This window comes from Mycobacterium sp. 1423905.2, from assembly GCF_001673155.1.
GTDB lineage: Bacteria > Actinomycetota > Actinomycetes > Mycobacteriales > Mycobacteriaceae > Mycobacterium.
The window spans coordinates 1-20,882 of the sequence record NZ_LZLE01000025.1 but is presented as its reverse complement, the minus strand read 5'-3'; the positions used below and the strand labels follow the sequence as shown (position 1 = coordinate 20,882).

General features: G+C 65.9%; 20 protein-coding genes, 1 pseudogene and 1 riboswitch. Of the genes and pseudogenes, 18 read left to right on the top strand and 3 right to left on the bottom strand.

Annotated features, from left to right (window positions below; genetic code table 11):
• The first annotated feature begins 71 nt into the window (after nucleotides 1-71).
• Entirely contained in the window at nucleotides 72-800 is a 729-nt protein-coding gene (locus A9W95_RS01600; RefSeq protein WP_067408898.1) for an MgtC/SapB family protein, read from the top strand.
• Here A9W95_RS01600 and A9W95_RS01595 read toward each other — a convergent pair.
• Both A9W95_RS01595 and A9W95_RS25835 read right to left on the bottom strand, forming a co-directional pair.
• Nucleotides 797-1,993 (bottom strand): NAD(P)/FAD-dependent oxidoreductase, encoded by a 1,197-nt coding sequence (locus A9W95_RS01595; protein ID WP_156745950.1) that lies wholly within the window; start codon nucleotides 1,991-1,993, stop codon nucleotides 797-799. The two genes, A9W95_RS01600 and A9W95_RS01595, sit on opposite strands and share 4 nt — an antisense overlap.
• Nucleotides 1,990-2,901 carry an alpha/beta hydrolase fold domain-containing protein gene (locus tag A9W95_RS25835; RefSeq protein ID WP_082982837.1) on the bottom strand — a complete coding sequence of 304 codons (912 nt, stop codon included), beginning with the start codon at nucleotides 2,899-2,901 and terminating at the stop codon, nucleotides 1,990-1,992. Before A9W95_RS25835 ends, A9W95_RS01595 begins: the two co-directional genes overlap by 4 nt.
• A 101-nt stretch (nucleotides 2,902-3,002) precedes the next feature.
• On the opposite strand from A9W95_RS25835, the gene A9W95_RS01580 reads away from it, so the two are divergent.
• The 5 genes from A9W95_RS01580 to A9W95_RS01560 all read left to right on the top strand — a co-directional run bounded on the left by A9W95_RS01580 (nucleotide 3,003) and on the right by A9W95_RS01560 (nucleotide 7,462).
• The gene (locus tag A9W95_RS01580) at nucleotides 3,003-3,896 is read left to right on the top strand and encodes a sterol desaturase family protein (protein ID WP_067408921.1); all 894 of its coding nucleotides are present in this window, start codon (nucleotides 3,003-3,005) and stop codon (nucleotides 3,894-3,896) included.
• Nucleotides 3,897-4,000: 104 nt separating this feature from the next.
• Nucleotides 4,001-4,672, top strand: coding sequence for a hypothetical protein (locus A9W95_RS01575; RefSeq protein WP_156745951.1), 672 nt, complete (start codon nucleotides 4,001-4,003; stop codon nucleotides 4,670-4,672).
• A 38-nt stretch (nucleotides 4,673-4,710) separates the two neighbouring features.
• On the top strand, nucleotides 4,711-5,397 hold the full coding sequence (locus tag A9W95_RS01570; RefSeq protein ID WP_067408897.1) for a TetR-like C-terminal domain-containing protein: 687 nt from the start codon (nucleotides 4,711-4,713) through the stop codon (nucleotides 5,395-5,397).
• 116 nt (nucleotides 5,398-5,513) lie between these two features.
• Complete coding sequence (locus tag A9W95_RS01565; RefSeq protein ID WP_067408896.1) at nucleotides 5,514-6,014, top strand: VOC family protein; 501 nt, start codon at nucleotides 5,514-5,516, stop codon at nucleotides 6,012-6,014.
• Complete coding sequence (locus A9W95_RS01560) at nucleotides 6,011-7,462, top strand: FAD-binding protein (protein ID WP_067408895.1); 1,452 nt, start codon at nucleotides 6,011-6,013, stop codon at nucleotides 7,460-7,462. The genes A9W95_RS01565 and A9W95_RS01560 overlap by 4 nt, the downstream gene beginning before the upstream one ends.
• 99 nt (nucleotides 7,463-7,561) lie before the next feature.
• On the opposite strand, the gene A9W95_RS01555 is transcribed toward A9W95_RS01560, so the two are convergent.
• Nucleotides 7,562-9,481 (bottom strand): ABC transporter ATP-binding protein/permease, encoded by a 1,920-nt coding sequence (locus A9W95_RS01555; RefSeq protein WP_067408894.1) that lies wholly within the window; start codon nucleotides 9,479-9,481, stop codon nucleotides 7,562-7,564.
• Between the two features lie 82 nt (nucleotides 9,482-9,563).
• On the opposite strand from A9W95_RS01555, the gene A9W95_RS01550 reads away from it, so the two are divergent.
• From A9W95_RS01550 to A9W95_RS01495, 12 genes and pseudogenes are all read left to right on the top strand, one after another.
• Nucleotides 9,564-11,207, top strand: coding sequence for an acetolactate synthase (locus A9W95_RS01550; RefSeq protein WP_067408893.1), 1,644 nt, complete (start codon nucleotides 9,564-9,566; stop codon nucleotides 11,205-11,207).
• A 97-nt stretch (nucleotides 11,208-11,304) separates the two neighbouring features.
• On the top strand, nucleotides 11,305-13,629 hold the full coding sequence (gene secA2, locus A9W95_RS01545; protein WP_067408892.1) for an accessory Sec system translocase SecA2: 2,325 nt from the start codon (nucleotides 11,305-11,307) through the stop codon (nucleotides 13,627-13,629).
• Nucleotides 13,630-13,714: 85 nt separating this feature from the next.
• Complete coding sequence (locus tag A9W95_RS01540; protein ID WP_067408891.1) at nucleotides 13,715-14,320, top strand: CDP-alcohol phosphatidyltransferase family protein; 606 nt, start codon at nucleotides 13,715-13,717, stop codon at nucleotides 14,318-14,320.
• Nucleotides 14,313-15,236, top strand: coding sequence for a DUF881 domain-containing protein (locus A9W95_RS01535; protein ID WP_067408919.1), 924 nt, complete (start codon nucleotides 14,313-14,315; stop codon nucleotides 15,234-15,236). Before A9W95_RS01540 ends, A9W95_RS01535 begins: the two co-directional genes overlap by 8 nt.
• A gap of 3 nt (nucleotides 15,237-15,239) precedes the next feature.
• Nucleotides 15,240-15,572, top strand: a complete 333-nt coding sequence (locus tag A9W95_RS01530; RefSeq protein WP_067408890.1) for a small basic family protein — start codon at nucleotides 15,240-15,242, stop codon at nucleotides 15,570-15,572.
• Between the two features lie 16 nt (nucleotides 15,573-15,588).
• Nucleotides 15,589-16,455: a DUF881 domain-containing protein gene (locus A9W95_RS01525; RefSeq protein WP_067408889.1), complete on the top strand. Its 867-nt coding sequence runs from the start codon at nucleotides 15,589-15,591 to the stop codon at nucleotides 16,453-16,455.
• 38 nt (nucleotides 16,456-16,493) lie between these two features.
• Entirely contained in the window at nucleotides 16,494-16,898 is a 405-nt protein-coding gene (gene gcvH, locus A9W95_RS01520) for a glycine cleavage system protein GcvH (protein ID WP_067408888.1), read from the top strand.
• 279 nt (nucleotides 16,899-17,177) lie between these two features.
• Nucleotides 17,178-17,639: a glycogen accumulation regulator GarA gene (gene garA / locus A9W95_RS01515; RefSeq protein ID WP_371328010.1), complete on the top strand. Its 462-nt coding sequence runs from the start codon at nucleotides 17,178-17,180 to the stop codon at nucleotides 17,637-17,639.
• Complete coding sequence (locus A9W95_RS01510) at nucleotides 17,639-18,385, top strand: MerR family transcriptional regulator (RefSeq protein WP_067408886.1); 747 nt, start codon at nucleotides 17,639-17,641, stop codon at nucleotides 18,383-18,385. Before garA ends, A9W95_RS01510 begins: the two co-directional genes overlap by 1 nt.
• 118 nt (nucleotides 18,386-18,503) lie before the next feature.
• On the top strand, nucleotides 18,504-18,998 hold the full coding sequence (locus tag A9W95_RS01505; protein ID WP_067408885.1) for a bifunctional nuclease family protein: 495 nt from the start codon (nucleotides 18,504-18,506) through the stop codon (nucleotides 18,996-18,998).
• 257 nt (nucleotides 18,999-19,255) lie between these two features.
• Nucleotides 19,256-19,876, top strand: coding sequence for a MerR family transcriptional regulator (locus A9W95_RS01500; RefSeq protein WP_067408884.1), 621 nt, complete (start codon nucleotides 19,256-19,258; stop codon nucleotides 19,874-19,876).
• Nucleotides 19,877-19,961: 85 nt separating this feature from the next.
• Nucleotides 19,962-20,059: riboswitch (glycine riboswitch) on the top strand.
• A 47-nt stretch (nucleotides 20,060-20,106) separates the two neighbouring features.
• Nucleotides 20,107-20,882: pseudogene (locus A9W95_RS01495) on the top strand (hypothetical protein); the annotation flags it as partial.

Sequence of the window (20,882 nt, the reverse complement as noted above, 5' to 3'; positions counted from 1 at the left end):
CTCCACCTCTCGTTAACCCGCTTGTGGTTAGCTGCCCTCGCTGTCCAAGGATTGCGAGAGAGGGGGCCGTCATGCACACCCTGACCGTCGCTGATTTCGCACTGCGTCTTGCCGTCGGAGTGGGATGCGGTGCGCTCATCGGGTTCGAGCGGCAGTGGCGAGCGCGCATGGCCGGGTTGCGCACCAACGCGCTGGTGGCTACCGGCGCAACGCTTTTCGTACTGTATGCGACCGCGACCCAGGACAGCAGCCCCACCCGGGTCGCGTCGTATGTGGTGTCGGGGATCGGGTTCCTCGGCGGAGGGGTGATTCTGCGCGACGGCTTCAACGTCCGCGGCCTCAACACCGCAGCGACGCTGTGGTGCTCGGCGGCGGTGGGTGTGTTGTCCGCTTCGGGCCATTTGGTGTTCGCGTTGATCGGTACCGGCACCATCGTCATCATTCACCTGCTGGGGCGTCCGCTTGGGCGGCTGATCGACCACGACAATTCAGCCGAAGACGACGAAGGCTTGGAGCCCTATCAGCTGCAGCTGATCTGCCGGCCCAAGGCGGAGAAATACGCGCGGGCGCAGATCGTCCAACACACCAGTAGTAACGACATCACGTTGCGGGGCATCCACACCGCACCCACTGGTGAGGACAACATGGCGCTGACGGCTCATTTGTTGATGGGCGGAAACGTGCCGGCCCGGTTGGAGCGGCTGGTCGCGGAATTGTCGTTGCAGCCAGGAATTTTCGCGGTGCACTGGTATGCCGGTGATCAGACGAACCCGATCTTGCCCGCGCCGCACCCTGATTAAGGGCGGGCCTGCAGATCCGGTGCTGCCGCGGCCAACAAGTCGCTGCGACTTCTAGTCAACGGCGGGTAGATGCGCCGAGTGTTGATCGTCTGCTTGGTGGCCTTGGCGTCGGCGCCAGACTTGACCACCGTGCGCTCCCAACCCTCGGTGTACACCGCGCCGGCCGGCCCTAGATCGAGAACGGTGACATACCAGGGGATTCTGAGAGGCAGCATGGGCTCGCCGAACAGATCGCTGATCACGTTGTAGCCGGCATAACGGCCCATCGGCCGACCATGTTGGCACGACATGACCGAGTGGTGTTCGTCATCCATTCGAGCCCTAGCCACATCACCGGCGGCGAACACTGCGGGCACGCCGACTACACGCAAGTAGTCGTCCACCCCGACGCGTCCCAGCCGGTCGCGTACCACCGGCAGCTGCTCGGTCAGCGAACTGGCGCGCATGCCGGCACACCACACCACGGTTCTGGTGGGTATCTCTTCACCCGACGACAGCAACACCGACTGCCCATCCACCGCCGCCACACCGACGCCGGTCATTGTCTCGATACCGTCGTCCGCCAATGCCTTCTCGATGACCGGCCTTGCGGATGCACCCATGTCGGAGCCGACGACGATGTTGTGATCGACCAAAACCACACGTGGAGTCACGTCGCCGGCGCGGACCTCTCGCAGCCTGGCGGGCAGTTCGCACGCCGTCTCGATGCCGGTCAGGCCGGCTCCGACCACCACGGCGGTGGCCGCTGCGCGGGTTGGCGGCCCGACGGCCAACCGCCTCAGGTGCCGTTGCAACGCCATCGCACCTTCGTAGGTGTCGACGTCGAAACCGAACTCGCGCAGACCCGGTAGGTCCGGTTTCACCACGCGGCTGCCCGAGGCGAGAACGAGTCGTTCGTAGCCGATCACGTCACCCGATGAGGTTGTCACCGTGCGTCGTTCGGGGTCGATCGCGCGCACCTCGGCGGTGATGTGCGCAATCCCCGCAGGCTCTAGCACGTCGGTGAGGGGGATGCGGCACGCGGTCAAGTCGGCCTCGTAGTTGCGAACGCGTATGTCGTGGAACGGTGTCGAGCTCAACACCGTGATGCCGACCTCATTCGGGGGAACGGCCAGTTCATCGGCTCGCCGCGCGGCACCCAGCGCCGCCCACAGCCCCGCGAAGCCCGAGCCGATCACCACCACCGGAATCAACGGCTCAACACCTCACGCATTTGGACGAGCGTGGCTGCCGCCTTCTTACCTGGCAGCAGCATCCAGGTGTGCAAACCGCCGTCCACTTCGTGCCAGCCGATCTGGATTCCTTCGGCCGCCGCCCGGTCCCGGAAGGCCCGAGCGTCGGGGTTGAGCACGTCGTGGGTACCGGTGAAGATCGTCAACCGCGGCAAGCCGGCCAGGGACCCGACGCTCGGACTGAGCAGAGCATTGTCGAGCGGGTCCCCGCCGGCATAGCGGATCCCGGCCGCACGCAGATCGTCGACGTTGAGAAACGGGTCGATTTTCGCCACCGCGGCCACCTCGGGATCCGGTAGAGCCAAGTGCAGCCACGGCGACAGCAGCACGGCATCCGTCGGCTGGGGCAGCCGGGCATCACGCACCGCATGACACAAGGCGAAAGCCATTCCGCCGCCCGCCGAATCACCCATGAAGGCAACAGAATTCGGTTCTTGGTCGGTCAAGATCCGCCGGTACACCTGCAACAGGAACGGAAACACCTCCCGGTAGGTGTGTTCGGGAGCGATCGGATAAATCGGCACCGTCATCGTCCGGCGCATGGTGAGGGCGATCTTGGCGATCGCCGGCCAGTGAAAGTGGGGGAGGAGATCGAGTACGTAGGCTCCGCCGTGCAGATAGAGCAGGTGACCGGTCAGCGTTTCGCCGTCGGCCAACAGTGGAGTCACGTGGTAGACCGGACGCCCGTTGAGGTCGGCCCGGGTGACTTCGACCTTCCGCAAGACTCGCCTCGACGGGTTACCGGCGTAGGGAGGACGGGGGTGCGCTGCCCAACGCTCCAGCTTCGCCGGGGGGAACAGCCGGTTGCGCACGCCGGTGGAGCGCAGCAGTCGCTGGCCAAAAGTGGGTTTGAGCGTTTTGCTGTCCATCGCTGCCCCAGTGTGGACTAGGCGATCACCAGACGCTCGCCGGGAGTCGTAGTCTGTTCGTTGTGCACGGCCTCGATTTCCTGTCGGTACTTCCGCCGCAGATGCGGGACCCGGTGTTGTTTGCCATTCCGTTTTTCCTGCTACTGCTGATCCTCGAGTGGACAGCGGCGCGCAAGCTGGAAAGCATCGTCACCGACGAGTCGCGGCCGGCGTCCGGCGCCTACTTCACCCGCGATTCGGTCGCGAGTATCTCGATGGGCCTGGTCTCGGTCGCCACCACGGCGGGCTGGAAGACGCTGGCGCTACTCGGCTACGCCGCCATCTATGCCTACTTGGCACCGTGGCACCTGCCGGTTTCGGCTTGGTACACGTGGGTGATCGCGATCGTGGGTGTCGACCTGCTCTACTACGCCTACCACCGCATCGCCCACCGCGTTCGGTTGATCTGGGCGACCCATCAAGCGCACCATTCCAGCCAATATTTCAACTTCGCGACCGCGTTACGGCAGAAGTGGAACAACAGCGGCGAAATCCTGATGTGGATGCCATTACCGCTCATGGGTGTTCCGCCGTGGCTGGTGTTCTTCGCGTTCTCGGTCAACCTGATCTATCAGTTCTGGGTACACACCGAGCGAGTCGACAAGCTGCCGCGGATCTTCGAATTCGTCTTCAATACGCCGTCACATCACCGGGTCCACCACGGCATGGACCAGGTGTATCTCGACAAGAATTACGGCGGCATCTTCATCTTGTGGGACCGGCTGTTCGGCACGTTCCAAGCGGAGTTGTTCCGGCCGCACTACGGTCTGACCAAACAGGTCGACACTTTCAACATCTGGAAGCTGCAGACTCACGAGTACCGTGCGATCGCACGTGACTGGCGGTCGGCGACACGGCTGCGGGACCGACTGGGCTATGTGTTCGGGCCGCCGGGATGGGCGCCGCGGACCCGGGCCAAGCGAACTGACGCTGTCCCGGTCGCTACTTCTCCGTAACATCGTCGGTAGCTGGCGCGAAAGACCTACCGTCGGGTGAAGGCACCCGCCATCGCCAGTCTGCCGGTGCACGCGGTGCCGGCTTCGACGGATCGGAGATGATCGTGCGCCGTCTGGCTATCCGAGGATTCGCCGCATCCGCTATCGCCGCTGCCCTGACGGCGGGCCTGCCGCCGGTGACCGCCAGCGCCGATCCCGTCGCGGTCTTCCCGGGCATGGAGATCCATCAGGGCAACCACGTGTGCACCCTTGGCTATGTCGACCAGGCCCGCAGAATGGCGTTTTCGGCCGGGCACTGCCGCGGCGGCGATGTCGTCACCGATAGGGACAACAACGTCATCGGCCGGCTAGCCACGTTCCGGGACAACACACCCACGGGAACCACCGTCGCCACCGACCAGGTCATCGCCGACTACGAAGCGATCGTGCTGGCCGACAACGTCCGGACCAGCAACGTCCTGCCGGGCGGACGCGCGTTGCAGTCCAGCGCCGGCGTAGTGCCCCACCCGGGCGACGCGGTCTGCCACTTCGGTATCACCACCGGCGAAACCTGCGGGACGGTGGAGAGCGTCAACAACGGGTGGTTCACGATGTCGCACGGGGTACAGAGCCAGCAAGGTGACTCGGGCGGGCCGGTCTACTCGAACGTGAACGGCCGGGCCGGTCAGATCCTCGGAATCTTCAACAGCATGTGGGGCGACTTCCCGGCCGCCGTGTCCTGGCAGAGCGCCTCCGAGCAGGTCCACGAGGACATGGGCGCGACTCTCACGCATTAGGCCCAAGGTATCGGTTACCGCGTGTCAGACTTTGCGGCGTGGGCGTAGGCCAGGATTCGCGGGAGTCCATCGAGCAAAAGGTCATCGAGGTTGGCCGTCGTCAACTGGCAGACCACGGCGCGGCCGGGTTGTCGCTCGGCGCCGTGTGCGAGCAGCTGGACCTTGTGCCCGCAGATCTGCACCGCTGCGTGGCCAGCCGCGACGAGCTGCTGACCCTGCTACTCGTCGACGCCTACACCGAGCTGGCCGACACCGTGGACCGAGCGCGTAATGAAACCGCCGCCGACATGTGGCGTGACGACGTGTTTGCCATTGCGCGCGCGGTTCGCGGCTGGGCGGTTACGCACCCATCGCGGTGGGCGTTGCTGTACGGCAGCCCGGTTCCCGGTTACCACGCTCCGCCCGACCGCACCACCGGAGTGGGCACCCGGGTGGTGCGGGCGTTCTTCGACGCGATCGGTGCCGGAATCACCATGGGCGACATTCTGTTGACCACCGACCTTGCCCCTCAACCCATGTCGTCGGACTTCGAGCGCATTCGGGACCAGTTCGGATTTCCCGGCGACGACCGCTTGCTGGCCAAGTGCTTCTTGCTGTGGGCGGGCGTGGTGGGTGCGATCAGCCTCGAGGTCTTCGGCCAGTACGGACCCGACACGCTGACCGATCCCGAGGCGGTGTTCGATACGCAAATGCGGATGCTCGTCGAAGTCCTCACCCGACGCTGACCAATCAGCAAATTAGAACGTGTTCACCCGAACCCGTCGGGCTGAGATCTGACGATGACGGCAAAGCCACTCGTGGCCTTTAAAGCCGTGAACAGGGTGGGTTATTCTGCGAGACGATGAACCTTTCCGTTCAATCGCCGACGCAGATCGCATGGGTTACCTCCGATTTGGACGCCACCGAAACCGCCTTAACCGGCCTCTTAGGCGCCCGCAAATGGGTCCGCATCCCCGACGTGCACTTCGGCCCGGACTCGTGCAGCTACCAAGGCCGGCCCGCCGATTTCGTTGCCAGCATCTCGTTGAGCTACCTCGGGGATATGCAGCTCGAACTGATCTCTCCAGTCCGCGGGGAGAATATCTATAGTGACTTCCTGCGCGACCACGGCCCGGGCTTGCATCACCTTTGCACCGAAGCCGACAGCCTCGAGCAGCTCGACGCCGCGCTCGCTGACGCCGTCGACCACGGTGCGCAGGTGGTTCAGCAAGGCGTGATGCCCGGCGGTATTCACTTCGCCTACGTATCGGCGCCGCAGGCTGGAATGCCGTATCTGGAAATCGCCTACCTCTCTCCGGAGATCAAGGCGTTCTACGACTACATCAAACAGGAGCAGCGGTGAGCACCGACATACCAGACACGGTCAATGCGGACTCGGTGACGTCGTGGTCGGACGACGTGGACGTCCTGGTGATTGGCTTCGGCATCGCCGGCGGCTGCGCGGCGGTCAGCGCGGCCGCCGCCGGCGCACGGGTGCTGGTGCTGGAACGCGCGGCCGTTGCCGGGGGAACGACTTCGCTTGCGGGAGGACACTTTTACCTCGGTGGTGGGACCGCGGTCCAGCAGGCGACCGGTCACACGGATTCGCCGGAGGAGATGTACAAGTATCTGGTGGCGGTGTCCCGGCAGCCCGACCACGCGAAGATCAAGGCTTACTGCGACGGAAGCGTCGAGCATTTCAATTGGTTGGAAGACTTGGGTTTTCAGTTCGAGCGCAGTTTCTTCCCGGGCAAGGCCGTGATCCAGCCCAACACCGAGGGCCTGATGTACACCGGAAACGAAAAGGTGTGGCCCTTTTTGGAGATGGCGGTTCCCGCACCGCGTGGGCACAAAGTGCCGGTACCGGGCGATACGGGCGGTGCCAGCATGGTGATCGACCTCCTGCTCAAGCGCGCGGCGAGCTTGGGGGTCCAGATCCGTTACGAGACTGGGGCGAGCGAGCTCGTCGTGAACGATGCGGGCGCGGTGACCGGAGTGATCTGGAAACACTTCGCCGAAACCGGTGCGATCAAGGCTAAGTCGGTGATCATCGCGGCCGGAGGGTTCGTGATGAACCCAAACATGGTTGCCAAGTACACTCCGAAACTCGCCGAGAAGCCTTTCGTGCTGGGCAACACCTATGACGACGGCCTGGGCATCCGGATGGGCGTCTCGGCCGGCGGCGCCACCCAGCACATGGACCAGATTTTCATCACCGCACCGCCGTACCCGCCGTCGATCCTGCTGACCGGCATCATCGTCAACAAGCTCGGGCAGCGGTTCGTCGCCGAAGATTCCTATCATTCGCGGACGTCTGGCTTCATCATGGACCAGCCCGACAGCGCGGCGTACCTGATTGTCGACGAGGCCCATCTGGAGCATCCCAAGATGCCGCTGGTTCCGTTGATCGACGGATGGGAAACGGTGCCGGAAATGGAAGCCGCACTTGGTATTCCGCAAGGTAACCTGGTCGCGACGCTGGACCGCTACAACATTTATGCCGCCAAAGGCGAAGATCCCGACTTCCACAAACAGCCGGAATTCCTTGCGGCACAGGACAAAGGGCCGTGGGGTGCGTTCGACATGTCGCTCGGCAAAGCCATGTACGCCGGGTTCACCATCGGGGGGTTGGCCACCTCCGTTGACGGGCGGGTGCTGCGCGACGACGGCACGGTGATCGACGGTCTCTACGCGGCCGGAGCGTGCGCCATCAACATCGCCCAGGACGGTAAGGGCTATGCCAGTGGGACGCAGCTGGGCGAAGGTTCGTTCTTCGGGCGCCGCGCCGGAGCGCACGCGGCCCGTCGTTAGCGCCAGAGCGCACGCGGCCCGTCGTTAGCGCCGAGATTGCCGCCATGGTCGTGACCCGCGGCGAAAGCACAACCGCCACGGCAATCTCGACGACGACACCTAAACCGGCGCGGGCTGCTTCTCCACCCGACCCAGCCGCCACTCGCCGCCGCCCAGCAGCTTGAGCTCCTGTTCGTGGTGCTGTTCGACGGTGTTGCGGTGGCTCACACTGACCACCACACATTCCGGCAGCTCGGTGCGCACCAGCTGGTACAGCGCGAACTCCAAGCCCTCGTCGAGGGCCGAAGTCGACTCGTCCAGGAACACCGCGCGCGGCTTGGTCAGCAGGATGCGGGCGAACGCGATGCGCTGCTGCTCCCCGGGGGAGAGCACTTTGGCCCAGTCCTGCTCCTCGTCGAGACGGCTGTAAAGCGGGGCCAGGGCCACTTTCGTGAGGACGTCTTGCAGCTGGGCATCGGAGATGTTTTCCGGCGCATTGGGATAGCAGATGACGCTGCGCAGCGTGCCCAACGGGACGTAGGGCAGCTGCGACAAGAACATCGTTCCGTGGTCACCGTCCGGGCACGACAACGCCCCCGACGCATACGGCCACAACTCGGCGAGGCTGCGCAGCAGCGTGGTCTTGCCCGCGCCCGAACGACCCGTAATAACGAGGGAGTCACCGGCGTTGAGCTGGACGTCGAGCGGATCGATCAGCCGGTCGCCGCCCGGCGTGCGGACTTCGACGTTCTGCAGTTCCACCGTGCCGTCCGTGCTGGGCTTGACGAACACCGACGGCAACGCGCGGCCACGCTCGTTGGCGTCGACGAGCCCGTGCAACCGGATGATCGCCGCCCGGAATGACGCGAACGCGTCGTAACTGTTGCGGAAGAAGGACAGCGAATCGTGGATATTGCCGAACGACGTCGCGGTCTGGCTCACGTCGCCGAAGTCGATCTGTCCGGAGAACAGTCGAGGCGCCTGAATCACCCACGGCAACGGGACGATCGCCTGGCTCACCACCAGGTTCCAGCCGTTGAAGGCGATGCTGCGGTTCACGAACCGTAAATAGTTGGTGATGATCGGGGTGAACCGTTGCGACAGTTGACCGCGTTCCACCCGCTCGCCGCGGTAGAAGCCGACGGCCTCGGCGGCGTCGCGCAACCGCACCAGCGCGTAACGGAAAGCGGCGTTGAGTTTCTCGTTGCGGAAGCTCAGCCAAATCAGCGGACGACCGATGACGAACGCGATGATGGTGGCCACCAGGACGTACACGATGACCGTCCAGAACATGGCGCGCGGCAACGAGACGCCGAAGAGGGTCAGGGTTCCGGACAGGTTCCACAGGATCGCGGCGAACGAGATCACCGAAATAACCGCTTGCACCGCCCCGAACAGCAGCGTGTTCGTCGTGCCGTTGGCCGGCTGGTTGGGCGTACTGCCGGTCCCCGCGGTGAAGATGTCCACGTCTTGCTGGATGCGCTGGTCGGGGTTGTCGATGGTGTCGTCGATGAACAGGTCGCGGTAGTAGGCTCGCCCGCTCAGCCAGTCGGCGGTGACGTGTCCGGTGAGCCAGGTCCGCCACGCGACGATGAAGCGCTGCGTCAGGTAGATGTCCGCCATCACGCGGGCGACATGGATGACCGCCATGATGCAGAAAATGCCAATGGACACCCAGAAGCCGTGCACCCCCGAGTCCCGTACCGCGTTGTTACCAGATGCGGTGCCTTGGAACGCTTTCTGCAACGCGGTGTACATGTCGTTGCCCTGATAGCTGAACAGGACGTTGAGCCGCACACTGAGCACCACCGATAGCAGCAGCACGCCGAGCATCAGCCACACCCGGACGCTGTTGCGCCCGACGAAGTAGTCCCCGGTGACCCGCCAGTACTGCCGGCCCCACGTGGTCAGGTACCTGATCAGCAGCAGCACCACGAGCACACAGACGGCGCTGATCGCCCAGGCTTTGGCGGACCAGAACACCGAGTCCAGCAACGCCCTAGACCAGTCGATGGACGGCTTAAACGGCTTAGGGCCCAAGGCGACGTCTCCTCACAGTCGGTGGCTGCGCGACGGAAATCCTCCGGCGAACGTACCTGACGAAGCTGGCTAGGCTCCGACTATGACCACCGACGCCGCACCCGCCCAGACCATCCATGCCGGCCGGCTGATCGCGCGTCGGCTCAAAGCCAGCGGCATAGACACGATTTTCACCTTGTCGGGCGGCCACCTGTTCTCCATCTACGACGGCTGCCGCGAGGAAGGCATCCGCCTCGTCGACACCCGCCACGAGCAGACCGCGGCCTTCGCCGCCGAAGGCTGGTCCAAAGTCACCCGGGTGCCGGGGGTGGCCGCGCTGACCGCCGGACCCGGCGTCACCAACGGCATGAGCGCGATGGGCGCGGCACAGCAGAACCAGTCACCGCTGGTCGTCCTCGGCGGTCGAGCGCCGGCGCTGCGCTGGGGGATGGGTTCGCTGCAAGAGATCGACCACGTGCCGTTTGTGGCGCCGCTGGCCCGCTTCGCCGCCACCGCACAGTCCGCCGAAGATGCCGGCCGGCTCATCGACGAGGCGCTGCGCGCGGCGATCGGTGCGCCGTCGGGTGTGGCGTTCGTGGACTTCCCGATGGACCACGTGTTTTCGATGTCCGACGACGACGGCCGTCCCGGCGCACTGCGGGAGATGCCTGCGGCAGCACGCGCCGACGGCGCGGCTCTGGACCGGGTTGCCGGCCTGCTCGCTGCGGCACAACGGCCGGTCATCATGGCCGGCACCAACGTCTGGTGGGGCCATGCCGAGTCAGCGTTGTTGCGGCTGGCCGAAACCCTGCAGATCCCGGTGCTGATGAACGGGATGGCCCGCGGGATGGTGCCCGCGGACCATCCGCTCGCGTTTTCCCGGGCACGCTCAAAAGCGTTGGGCGAAGCCGACGTTGCGCTCATCGTCGGCGTCCCCATGGATTTCCGGCTCGGCTTCGGCGGGGTGTTCGGCCCGCAAACCCAGCTGGTGGTGGCCGACCGCGCCGAACCCGACCGCGAACCGCCGCGGCCCGTCGTCGCCGGCCTCTACGGCGACCTCGGCGACACCCTGGGCGCCCTGGCCGCGGGCCGCGGTGCCGACCATCAAGAGTGGATCAGCGAGCTGCGGGCCACCGAAACCGCGGCGCGCGAGAAAGAGCGGTCCGAGCTCGCCGACGACCGCGCGCCGCTGCACCCGATGCGGGTCTACGCCGAACTAGCCCCTCTATTGGATCGTGATGCCGTCGTCGTGATCGACGCCGGGGACTTCGGTTCGTATGCGGGTCGGGTGATCGACAGCTACCAGCCCGGGTGCTGGCTGGACAGCGGGCCGTTCGGCTGTCTTGGTTCGGGTCCGGGTTATGCGCTGGCGGCCAAACTGGCGCGCCCGGAGCGACAGGTCGTGCTGCTGCAGGGCGACGGGGCCTTCGGATTCAGCGGCATGGAGTGGGACACGCTGGCGCGGCACAACGTGCCCGTGGTCTCCGTCATCGGCAACAACGGCATCTGGGGCTTGGAGAAGCACCCGATGGAGGCGCTGTACGGCTACTCGGTGGTGGCCGAGCTACGCCCAGGGACCCGCTACGACGAGATCGTCCGCACGCTGGGCGGCCACGGGGAACTGGTGTCCGCGCCCGCCGAGCTGCGCCCGGCGCTGGAACGCGCCTTCGCCAGCGGTCTGCCCTCGGTGGTCAACGTGCTCACCGACCCCGCCATCGCCTATCCCCGCCGCTCGAACCTGGCCTGACCCCACCGCGAGCGTGCGCAGCGGTACGGCTGCGCCCGGCGTGTCGCGGACAAACACGCACGCCCGTGCCGGTGGGTGGGTCGCGTACCGTTGGGGCGTGCCTAAGACCACCCGCGCTCAGCCCGGCCGCCTGAGCAGCCGATTCTGGAAGCTGCTGGGCGCCAGTACGGACAAGAACCGCAGCCGCTCGATGTCCGCGGTCACCGCGTCAGAGGAATTCGACGAGAAGGCCGCCGACCTCAGCGACGAGAAACTTCGCAAGGCCACTGGCCTGCTGGATCTCGACGACCTGGCCGAGTCCTCCGACATCCCGCAGTTCCTGGCGATCGCGCGGGAAGCGGCCGAGCGGGCGACCGGGCTGCGTCCGTTCGACGTGCAGCTGCTGGGCGCGCTGCGCATGCTTGCCGGCGATGTCATCGAAATGGCGACCGGTGAAGGCAAGACGCTGGCCGGGGCCATCGCGGCAGCCGGATATGCGCTGGGCGGCCGGCACGTGCACGTCGTCACCATCAACGACTATCTGGCCCGCCGGGATGCCGAGTGGATGGGTCCGCTGCTGGAAGCGATGGGCCTGACCGTCGGTTGGATCACCGCCGAGTCCAGCGCCGAAGACCGCCGCACCGCGTATGCCTGCGACGTCACCTACGCCTCGGTCAACGAGATCGGGTTCGACGTACTGCGCGATCAGCTGGTGACCGACGTCGAGGACCTGGTTTCGCCGAACCCGGACGTGGCCCTGATCGACGAGGCGGACTCCGTCCTGGTGGACGAGGCGCTGGTGCCGCTGGTGCTGGCCGGCACCAGCCACCGGGAAACCCCGCGGGTGGAGATCATCAAGCTGGTCGGCGAGCTGGTGCCGGAGAAGGACTTTGACACCGACTCGGACAATCGCAACGTCCACCTCACCGAAGCCGGCGCCCGCAAAGTGGAAAAGGCGCTCGGCGGCATCGACCTGTACTCCGAAGAACATGTGGGCACCACGCTGACCGAGGTCAACGTGGCCCTGCACGCGCACGTGCTGCTGCACCGCGACGTGCACTACATCGTTCGCGACGACGCGGTGCACCTGATCAACTCCTCCCGGGGCCGCATCGCGCAACTGCAGCGCTGGCCCGACGGCTTACAGGCCGCCGTGGAAGCCAAGGAAGGCATTGAGACCACCGAAACCGGCGAGGTGCTCGACACCATCACCGTGCAGGCGCTGATCAACCGTTACACGACGGTGTGCGGCATGACCGGCACCGCGCTGGCCGCCGGTGAACAGCTGCGCCAGTTCTACAAGCTCGGCGTCTCGCCCATCCCGCCGAACACCCCGAACATCCGCGAGGACGAGGCCGACCGGGTATACATCACCGCGGCGGCCAAAAACGATGCGATCGTCGCCCACATTGCCGAGGTGCACGAGACCGGGCAGCCGGTGCTGGTCGGCACCCACGACGTCGCCGAATCCGAGGAGCTGCACGAACGGCTGCTGCGCCGCGGTGTGCCCGCGGTGGTGCTCAACGCCAAAAACGACGCCGAGGAAGCTCAAGTCATCGCCGAGGCGGGCGAATACGGGCGGATCACGGTGTCCACCCAGATGGCCGGCCGCGGCACCGATATCCGGTTGGGCGGGTCCGATGAGGCCGACCATGACCGAGTCGCCGAACTCGGCGGCCTGCACGTGGTCGGCACCGGCCGGCACCACACCGAGCGGCTGGACAATCAGTTGCGCGGCCGGGCCGGCCGCCAAGGCGACCCCGGTTCCTCGGTGTTCTTCTCCAGCTGGGAAGACGACGTGGTGGCGGCCAACCTCGACCACAACAAGCTGCCGATGGAAACCGACGAGGACGGTCGCATTCTGAGCCCCAAGAGCGCCGGCCTGCTCGACCACGCCCAGCGCGTCGCCGAAGGCCGGTTGCTCGATGTGCACGCCAACACCTGGCGCTACAACCAGCTGATCGCCCAGCAGCGCGCCATCATCGTCGACCGTCGAAACACGTTGCTGCGCACCGCGACTGCGCGCGAGGAGCTCGAAGATCTGGCGCCCAAGCGGTACCAGGAGCTGTCCAAGGACTTGTCCGAGGACCGCCTGGAGAAGATCTGCCGGCTGATCATGCTCTTTCACCTCGACCGCGGCTGGGCCGATCACCTGGCGTATCTGGCTGACATCCGCGAGAGCATCCATCTGCGGGCGCTGGGTCGGCAGAACCCGCTCGACGAGTTCCACCGGTTGGCGGTGGACGCGTTCGCCTCGTTGGCCGCCGACGCGATCGAGGCGGCGCAGCAGACCTTCGAGACCGCCAACGTGCTGGACGAAGAACCGGGGCTGGACCTGTCCAAGCTGGCGCGCCCGACGTCGACGTGGACCTACATGGTCAACGACAACCCGCTGTCCGACGACACGCTCTCCACGCTGAGTTTGCCCGGCGTCTTCCGCTGAGGCCCGCGAGTGTGCGCCCAGCCGCACACTGGTGCCCGAGTGTGCGGGCAGCCGCGCAGTGGGCGTTGGACTAAGGTCTCGGCTTATGGAGCAGGTGCTCGCGCCGAATCGGGTGCTCACGGTGCCCAACGTGCTGAGCGTGATCCGCCTGGCGCTGATCCCGGTGTTCGTCTACCTGATGCTGGTCACCCACGCCAACGGCTGGGCCGTCGCGATCTTGATGTTCAGCGGCGCCTCCGACTGGGCGGACGGCAAGATCGCGCGACTGCTCAACCAGTCCTCCCGCCTGGGCGTACTGCTGGACCCCGCCGTCGACCGGCTGTACATGATCACCGTGCCGCTCGTCTTCGGGCTCAGCGGCATCGCGCCCTGGTGGTTCGTCATCGCCCTGCTGGCGCGCGACGGCGCCCTGGCCGCGACCCTGCCGTTGCTGCGCAGTCGCGGACTCACCGCGCTTCCGGTGACCTATGTCGGCAAGGGCGCGACGTTCGCCCTCATGTCGGGCTTTCCTCTGGTGCTGCTCGGTCAGTGGCCCACCACGTGGAGCCACGCGGTGGGGGCATGCGGTTGGGCGTTCCTGATCTGGGGCTTGTACATGTACCTGTGGGCATTCGTGCTCTACATCGTGCAGATGGTGCTGGTGATGCGGCGGATGCCCAAGACGGCGCGTAAAGCGGGTGCGCGTGGCTGATACCGACCGCACGCTCGGCGGTTACGACCCGAACGCCGGCTACAACGCCCACGCCGCGTCGCGCCCGCAGACCATTCCGGTGCCGTCGCTGCTGCGTGCGCTGCTCTCCGAGCATCTAGACCCCGGCTACGCGGCGGCGGCTGCGGCGCGGAACGGCTCGGAGGCCCCGCGGCGCGGCCGCGACCGCGCATTCAACTGGATGTGGCAGGCGCTGGCGGCGACCCTGGTGGCGACGGTCTTCGCCGCGGCCGTCGCCCAAGCCCGCTCGGTAGCACCCGGCGTCCGGACCGCCCAGCAATTGCTGGCCACCAATGTGCGTTCCACCCAGGCCACCGCCACCCGCTTGGCGCAACGGCGTAACGCGCTGTCGGCCAAGGTCGATGAGGTCCGGCGCGCCGCCCTCACCGACGACGCCGAAGGCCAGCGACTGCTCGGTCGCCTCGACGCGCTGAGCCTGCCCGCCGCCAGCACCCGTGTCGTCGGCCCCGGTCTGACCCTCACGGTGACCGACCCGGGAGCCGGCCCTAATTTGTCCGATGCGTCCAAACAGCGGGTCAGCGGCAGGCAACAGGTGATCCTGGACCGCGACCTGCAGCTCGTCGTCAACTCGCTGTGGGCCAGTGGAGCCGAAGCGATCTCGGTGGACGGCACCCGGATCGGACCCAACGTCACCATCCGTCAGGCCGGGGGAGCGATCCTCGTCGACAACAATCCGACCAGCAGCCCCTACAGCATCCTGGCAATCGGGCCGGCTCACGGGATGCAAGAAGTCTTCGACCAGAGCCCCGGTATGCGCCGGCTCAAGTTGCTGGAAATCTCCTACGGCGTAGTGGTGAGCGTCGACGCCGGAGACGGCTTGACACTGCCCGCCGGCACCACCCGAGATGTCCGATTCGCCAAGCAGATTGGGCCCTAGTGCATGATCGGTATCGCTGCGCTTGCCGTCGGGATCGTGTTGGGGTTGCTGTTTCATCCCAATGTGCCCGAGGTGGTCCAGCCGTACCTGCCCATCGCCGTAGTCGCCGCCCTCGACGCCGTATTCGGCGGCCTGCGCGCCTATCTCGAACGCATCTTCGACCCCAAGGTCTTCGTGGTGTCGTTCGTCTTCAACGTCTTCGTCGCCGCCTTGATCGTCTATGTCGGCGACCAGCTGGGAGTGGGCACTCAACTATCCACCGCCATCATCGTCGTCCTGGGCATCCGCATCTTCGGTAACGCTGCCGCATTGCGCCGCCGATTGTTCGGAGCCTGATCGAAGTGAGGCCACGGTGACCGACGACGTTCCAGAATCGCAACCCGACGAAACCTCCGACGCGGCAACGCAACACGAGGAGCCCGAGCATTACGCCGCGCGGCGGGGCCGTCACGAACTCCCGGCGGATCGTCCCCGTCCCGAGATCGGGCCACTGCGACGCACCGGGCTGTCCACGTTGCGCAGGGGCGGTCGCTCGCGCTGGGTGTTCGGCGCGCTGGCCGTCCTGCTCTGCCTGGTCCTGGGGATCGCCATCGTCACCCAGGTCCGCCAGAACGAATCCGGGGATTCGCTGGAAAACGCCCGTCCGGCAGACCTGTTGGTGCTGCTGGACTCCATGCGGCAACGGGAGGCGGCGCTGAACACCGAGGTGGCCGACCTGCAGAACACACTCAACGCGTTACAGGCCTCCGGCAACAACGACCAAGCGGCCATCGAAAGCGCGCAATCCAGATTGGCCGCGCTGTCCATCCTGGTCGGTACTGTGGGCGCGACCGGTCCGGGCGTCACGGTCAAGATCGAAGACCCCGGCCCTGGCGTGGCGCCGGAAACCATGCTCGACGTGCTCAACGAACTGCGGGCCGCCGGCGCCGAGGCCATCGAGATCACCGACGGCCGCCAATCCGTCCGGGTCGGCGTAGACACCTGGATCGTCGGCGCTCCGGGCTCGCTGAGCGTCGACTCCAAGACGTTGGCGCCGCCGTATTCCGTTCTGGCCATTGGCGATCCGCCCACGCTCGCTGCGGCGATGAACATCCCCGGCGGCGCCGACGACAGCGTCAAACGCGTCGGGGGGCGGATCACCGTGCAACAGGCCGACCGAGTGGACATCACCACCTTGCGGCAACCAAAACCGCACCAATACGCTCAGCCCGTCAAGTGAACTAGAAGCCGGCGAGACCCGACCAGAACAGGATCACCGTGAGCGATATCCCGTCCGATCTGCATTACACCGCCGAACACGAGTGGGTTCGGCGCAGTGGGGACGACACCGTCCGCGTGGGAATCACCGACTTCGCGCAGTCGGCCCTGGGCGACGTGGTCTTCGTGCAGCTGCCGGATGTCGGCGCCGCGGTCACCTCCGGTGAATCCTTCGGCGAGGTGGAGTCGACCAAATCGGTGTCGGACCTCTACGCGCCGGTGTCGGGCACCGTGTCTGCGGTCAACGGGGATCTGGACGGCAGCCCCGATCTGCTGAACTCCGATCCCTACGGCGCGGGCTGGCTGGTGGAGATTGAGGTCGAGAACTCCGACGTCGCCGCCCTCGAAGCCGCGATCGGCGAGTTGCTGGACGCCGAGGCCTACCGCGAGACCCTGGCCGAGTGACGGTTGCTAAGGTCGCCGAATGCGTCGCGAGTCGACGATGCGGACCGCGCACAGGTCCTCAGGGGACTTCAGTTGGACTTAGAAAAGCCGGGGTATCGGGCTTACGATCCTGCAGTGGTGGGCGCATTCTCGACCCGTGCGCGGTACGGTCGGACATAACTGTTCCGAAGTAGTAAAAAGCAGTAAAGGCAGTACAGGCGGTAATTCCGAGTGACAAGCCGGCCGAACGGGCCGGTAGACAACGCCACAGCGGCCAGTGAGGAGCAGCGGGTGACGGACATGGATAACGACCAGACTTCTGACGAAGTCACTGTGGAAACGACCTCGGTCTTCCGCGCCGACTTTCTCAATGAGCTGGACGCTCCCGCGCAAGCGGGCACCGAGAGTTCGGTATCGGGAGTCGAAGGGCTTCCCGCTGGCTCGGCGTTGCTGGTCGTCAAACGCGGACCCAACGCCGGGTCTCGCTTCCTGCTGGACCAAGCCATCACTTCTGCGGGCCGCCATCCCGACAGCGACATCTTCCTCGACGACGTCACCGTGAGCCGTCGTCACGCCGAATTCCGGTTGGAAGGCAACGAGTTCAACGTCGTCGACGTCGGCAGCCTCAACGGCACCTACGTGAACCGTGAGCCGGTGGATTCCGCAGTGCTGGCCAACGGCGACGAGGTGCAGATCGGCAAGTTCCGCCTGGTGTTCTTGACCGGCCCGAAGGGTGACGATGACGGGGGATCCGCAGGCTAGTGAGCGCACCCGATAGCCCCGGACTGACCGGGATGTCGATCGGGGCGGTCCTGGACCTGCTGCGACGCGATTTTCCCGACGTCACGATCTCCAAGATTCGCTTCTTGGAGGCCGAGGGGCTGGTGACGCCGCAGCGTGCGGCATCGGGTTATCGACGGTTCACCGCATACGACTGCGCACGACTGCGTTTCATCCTCACCGCCCAGCGCGACCACTATCTCCCGCTGAAGGTCATCCGGGCCCAACTCGATGCCCAGCCCGACGGCGAGCTGCCACCCTCCGGAAGCTCTTACGGCGTACCGCGATTGGTCTCGGTCTCCAACGACAGCGCGGCGCCCGAGGACGCGCCGGACGCTGCGACGGTGGCGCCCAGCAACATCCGGCTCAGCCGAGAAGACCTGCTGGAACGAGCCGGTGTCGAAGAAGAGCTGCTCACCGCCCTGCTCAAGGCCGGCGTCATCACCGCCGGGCCGGGCGGTTTCTTCGACGAGCATGCGGTCGTGATTCTGCAGTGCGCGCGGGCGCTGGCCGAGTACGGCGTCGAACCGCGCCACCTGCGCGCCTTTCGGTCCGCGGCCGATCGGCAGTCCGACCTCATCGCTCAGATCGCCGGCCCCATGGTCAAGGCCGACAAGGCGGGCGCCCGAGACCGCGCTGACGACCTGGCGCGCGAGGTCGCCGCGCTCGCGATTACTTTGCACACCTCATTGATCAAGTCGGCCGTTCGCGACCTTCTGCACCGCTGAGGACTAGACTTTCGTTGACAGCTTGGTGTTTGACGGCAAGACCCTAGACATGGTGTTCACCGCGTCGTCACGCTGAGTGTTAGGTCGACACGGCGGCATATGCGGAGGGCAGACACAAATGGGCGAAGTTCGTGTTGTCGGCATTCGCGTCGAGCAACCGCAGAACCAGCCGGTGCTGCTCCTTCGCGAGGCCAACGGTGACCGGTATCTGCCTATCTGGATCGGCCAGTCCGAGGCAGCGGCCATCGCTCTCGAGCAGCAAGGCGTCGAGCCGCCGCGGCCGTTGACGCATGACCTGATCAAGGATGTCATTGCTGCTCTTGGGCATTCACTCAAGGAAGTGCGCATCGTCGACCTGCAGGAAGGCACCTTCTACGCCGACCTGATCTTCGACCGCGACATCAAGGTGTCGGCCCGGCCGTCGGACTCGGTGGCAATCGCCCTGCGCGTCGGCGTCCCGATCTACGTCGAGGAAGCGGTTTTAGCCCAAGCCGGCCTGCTCATCCCCGACGAGGGCGACGAGGAATCCAGCAGTGCGGTGCGCGAAGACGAGGTGGAGAAGTTCAAGGAATTCTTGGACAGCGTGTCACCCGACGACTTCAAGGCCACCTAGTCGGCTTCGGCTGGGCCCGACGGCAAACATCACGGATGCGTCTCATATCACACACGTGCAATGTCGACACGCCCGGCGGATATCAACCACTGACGACCCCTGCGGCCATACTTTGAGGACGAGTTGATGATCAACGGGGAGCATGGCAGCTGCCGAACGGCGTATGCTCTCTAGCACTCGGGCCTGAGAAATGTGGCTGTCGGAGCAGTCCGTGACGCAGCTAGTACCCCCAGCGCGATCGGCGAGAGGAAAGCACCGTGAGCGAACAGCCACGTCAAGAACAGCTCGACCTTGCCGACCGCCCGGCCACCACGACCCCTGGCGTCGTCTCCACCGAACCCGTACAACCGGGGCTGTTCCCCGACGACTCCGTGCCTGACGAGCTGGTCGGCTACCGCGGACCCAGCGCCTGCCAGATCGCGGGAATCACGTATCGGCAACTGGACTACTGGGCCCGCACGTCGCTGGTGGTCCCGTCCATCCGCAGCGCGGCGGGGTCCGGCAGCCAGCGGCTGTACTCGTTCAAAGACATCCTCGTCCTCAAGATCGTCAAGCGGTTGCTGGACACCGGAATCTCGTTGCACAACATCCGCGTCGCGGTCGACCACCTGCGTCAGCGCGGCGTACAGGACCTCGCCAACATCACGTTGTTCTCCGACGGCACCTCGGTGTACGAGTGCACATCGGCCGAAGAGGTCGTCGACCTGCTGCAAGGGGGGCAGGGAGTGTTCGGCATCGCCGTGTCCGGCGCCATGCGAGAGCTGACCGGCGTCATCGCCGACTTCCCGGGTGAACGCGCCGACGGCGGCGAGTCGATCGCCGCGCCCGAAGACGAACTGGCATCTCGGCGCAAGCACCGCGACCGCAAGATCGGCTGATCTTCCCGACGCCTTTCGCCGGCGACGGTGCGCAGTTGTCCGCCTAGGCGGCGCTGAGCACCGACGAGTAAACTGGACCACGCATCGCTCTCGCGCGGGAGAGTTCTGTGGCCGCCAGCTACGGACGCCGAAGGAGCAATACCTCTCCGTCAACCTCTCAGGCACCCGGACCGCCCGAGACAACGATGCCTCTGGAAAGCGGTGACGACCCGACCGGTCCTCACCCGCCGATGGGGAAAGGCGCCACAAACAACGGCGCCGAATCTCTCAGGCGCCCGGGATCGGGTGAAGACAGAGGGGGAGGGCTCATAGTCCTTTCCCGGTGTCAGGAGTTCGCCTTGTCCACGTTCGCAGACCGACACATCGGCCCCGACAGTGCTGCCGTTGCGACCATGCTCGCCGTCATCGGCGTCGATTCGCTCGACGCCCTGGCAGCCAAGGCGGTCCCCGCCGGCATTCTCGACAAGCTCACCAACACCGGCGCCGCGCCGGGTCTAGACCGCCTGCCCCCAGCGGTCAGCGAAGCCGAGGCGCTGGCCGAGCTGCGCGCGCTCGCCGACTCCAACACCGTCGCCGTCTCGATGATCGGCCAGGGTTACTACGACACGCTCACGCCGCCGGTCTTGTTGCGCAACATCATGGAGAACCCGGCGTGGTACACCGCCTACACGCCGTACCAGCCGGAGATCAGCCAGGGTCGACTGGAGGCGTTGCTGAACTTTCAGACGATGGTGACCGACCTGACCGGGCTCGAGATCGCCAATGCCTCCATGCTCGACGAGGGCACCGCGGCCGCCGAGGCCATGACCTTGATGCATCGCGCGGTCCGCGGCCCGGCCAACCGGCTGGCCGTCGACGTCGACGTATTCGCCCAGACCGCGGCCGTGCTGACCACTCGCGCGCGGCCGCTGGGCATCGAGATCGTCACCGCCGATCATCGAGACGGCGACGGTGTTGGAGTCGGCGAGCGCGCGCAGCTCGGCCAGCGCCTCGGCTTCGCTGACCG

What these genes read in the sequence shown, in the direction of transcription:
- A9W95_RS01600 (WP_067408898.1), top strand. Translation starts at nt 72, where the DNA reads ATGCACACCCTGACCGTCGCTGATTTCGCACTGCGTCTTGCCGTCGGA.
- A9W95_RS25835 (WP_082982837.1), bottom strand. Translation starts at nt 2,901, where the DNA reads ATGGACAGCAAAACGCTCAAACCCACTTTTGGCCAGCGACTGCTGCGC.
- A9W95_RS01580 (WP_067408921.1), top strand. Translation starts at nt 3,003, where the DNA reads ATGCGGGACCCGGTGTTGTTTGCCATTCCGTTTTTCCTGCTACTGCTG.
- A9W95_RS01565 (WP_067408896.1), top strand. Translation starts at nt 5,514, where the DNA reads ATGAACCTTTCCGTTCAATCGCCGACGCAGATCGCATGGGTTACCTCC.
- A9W95_RS01550 (WP_067408893.1), top strand. Translation starts at nt 9,564, where the DNA reads ATGACCACCGACGCCGCACCCGCCCAGACCATCCATGCCGGCCGGCTG.
- A9W95_RS01540 (WP_067408891.1), top strand. Translation starts at nt 13,715, where the DNA reads ATGGAGCAGGTGCTCGCGCCGAATCGGGTGCTCACGGTGCCCAACGTG.
- A9W95_RS01530 (WP_067408890.1), top strand. Translation starts at nt 15,240, where the DNA reads ATGATCGGTATCGCTGCGCTTGCCGTCGGGATCGTGTTGGGGTTGCTG.
- garA (WP_371328010.1), top strand. Translation starts at nt 17,178, where the DNA reads ATGGATAACGACCAGACTTCTGACGAAGTCACTGTGGAAACGACCTCG.
- A9W95_RS01505 (WP_067408885.1), top strand. Translation starts at nt 18,504, where the DNA reads ATGGGCGAAGTTCGTGTTGTCGGCATTCGCGTCGAGCAACCGCAGAAC.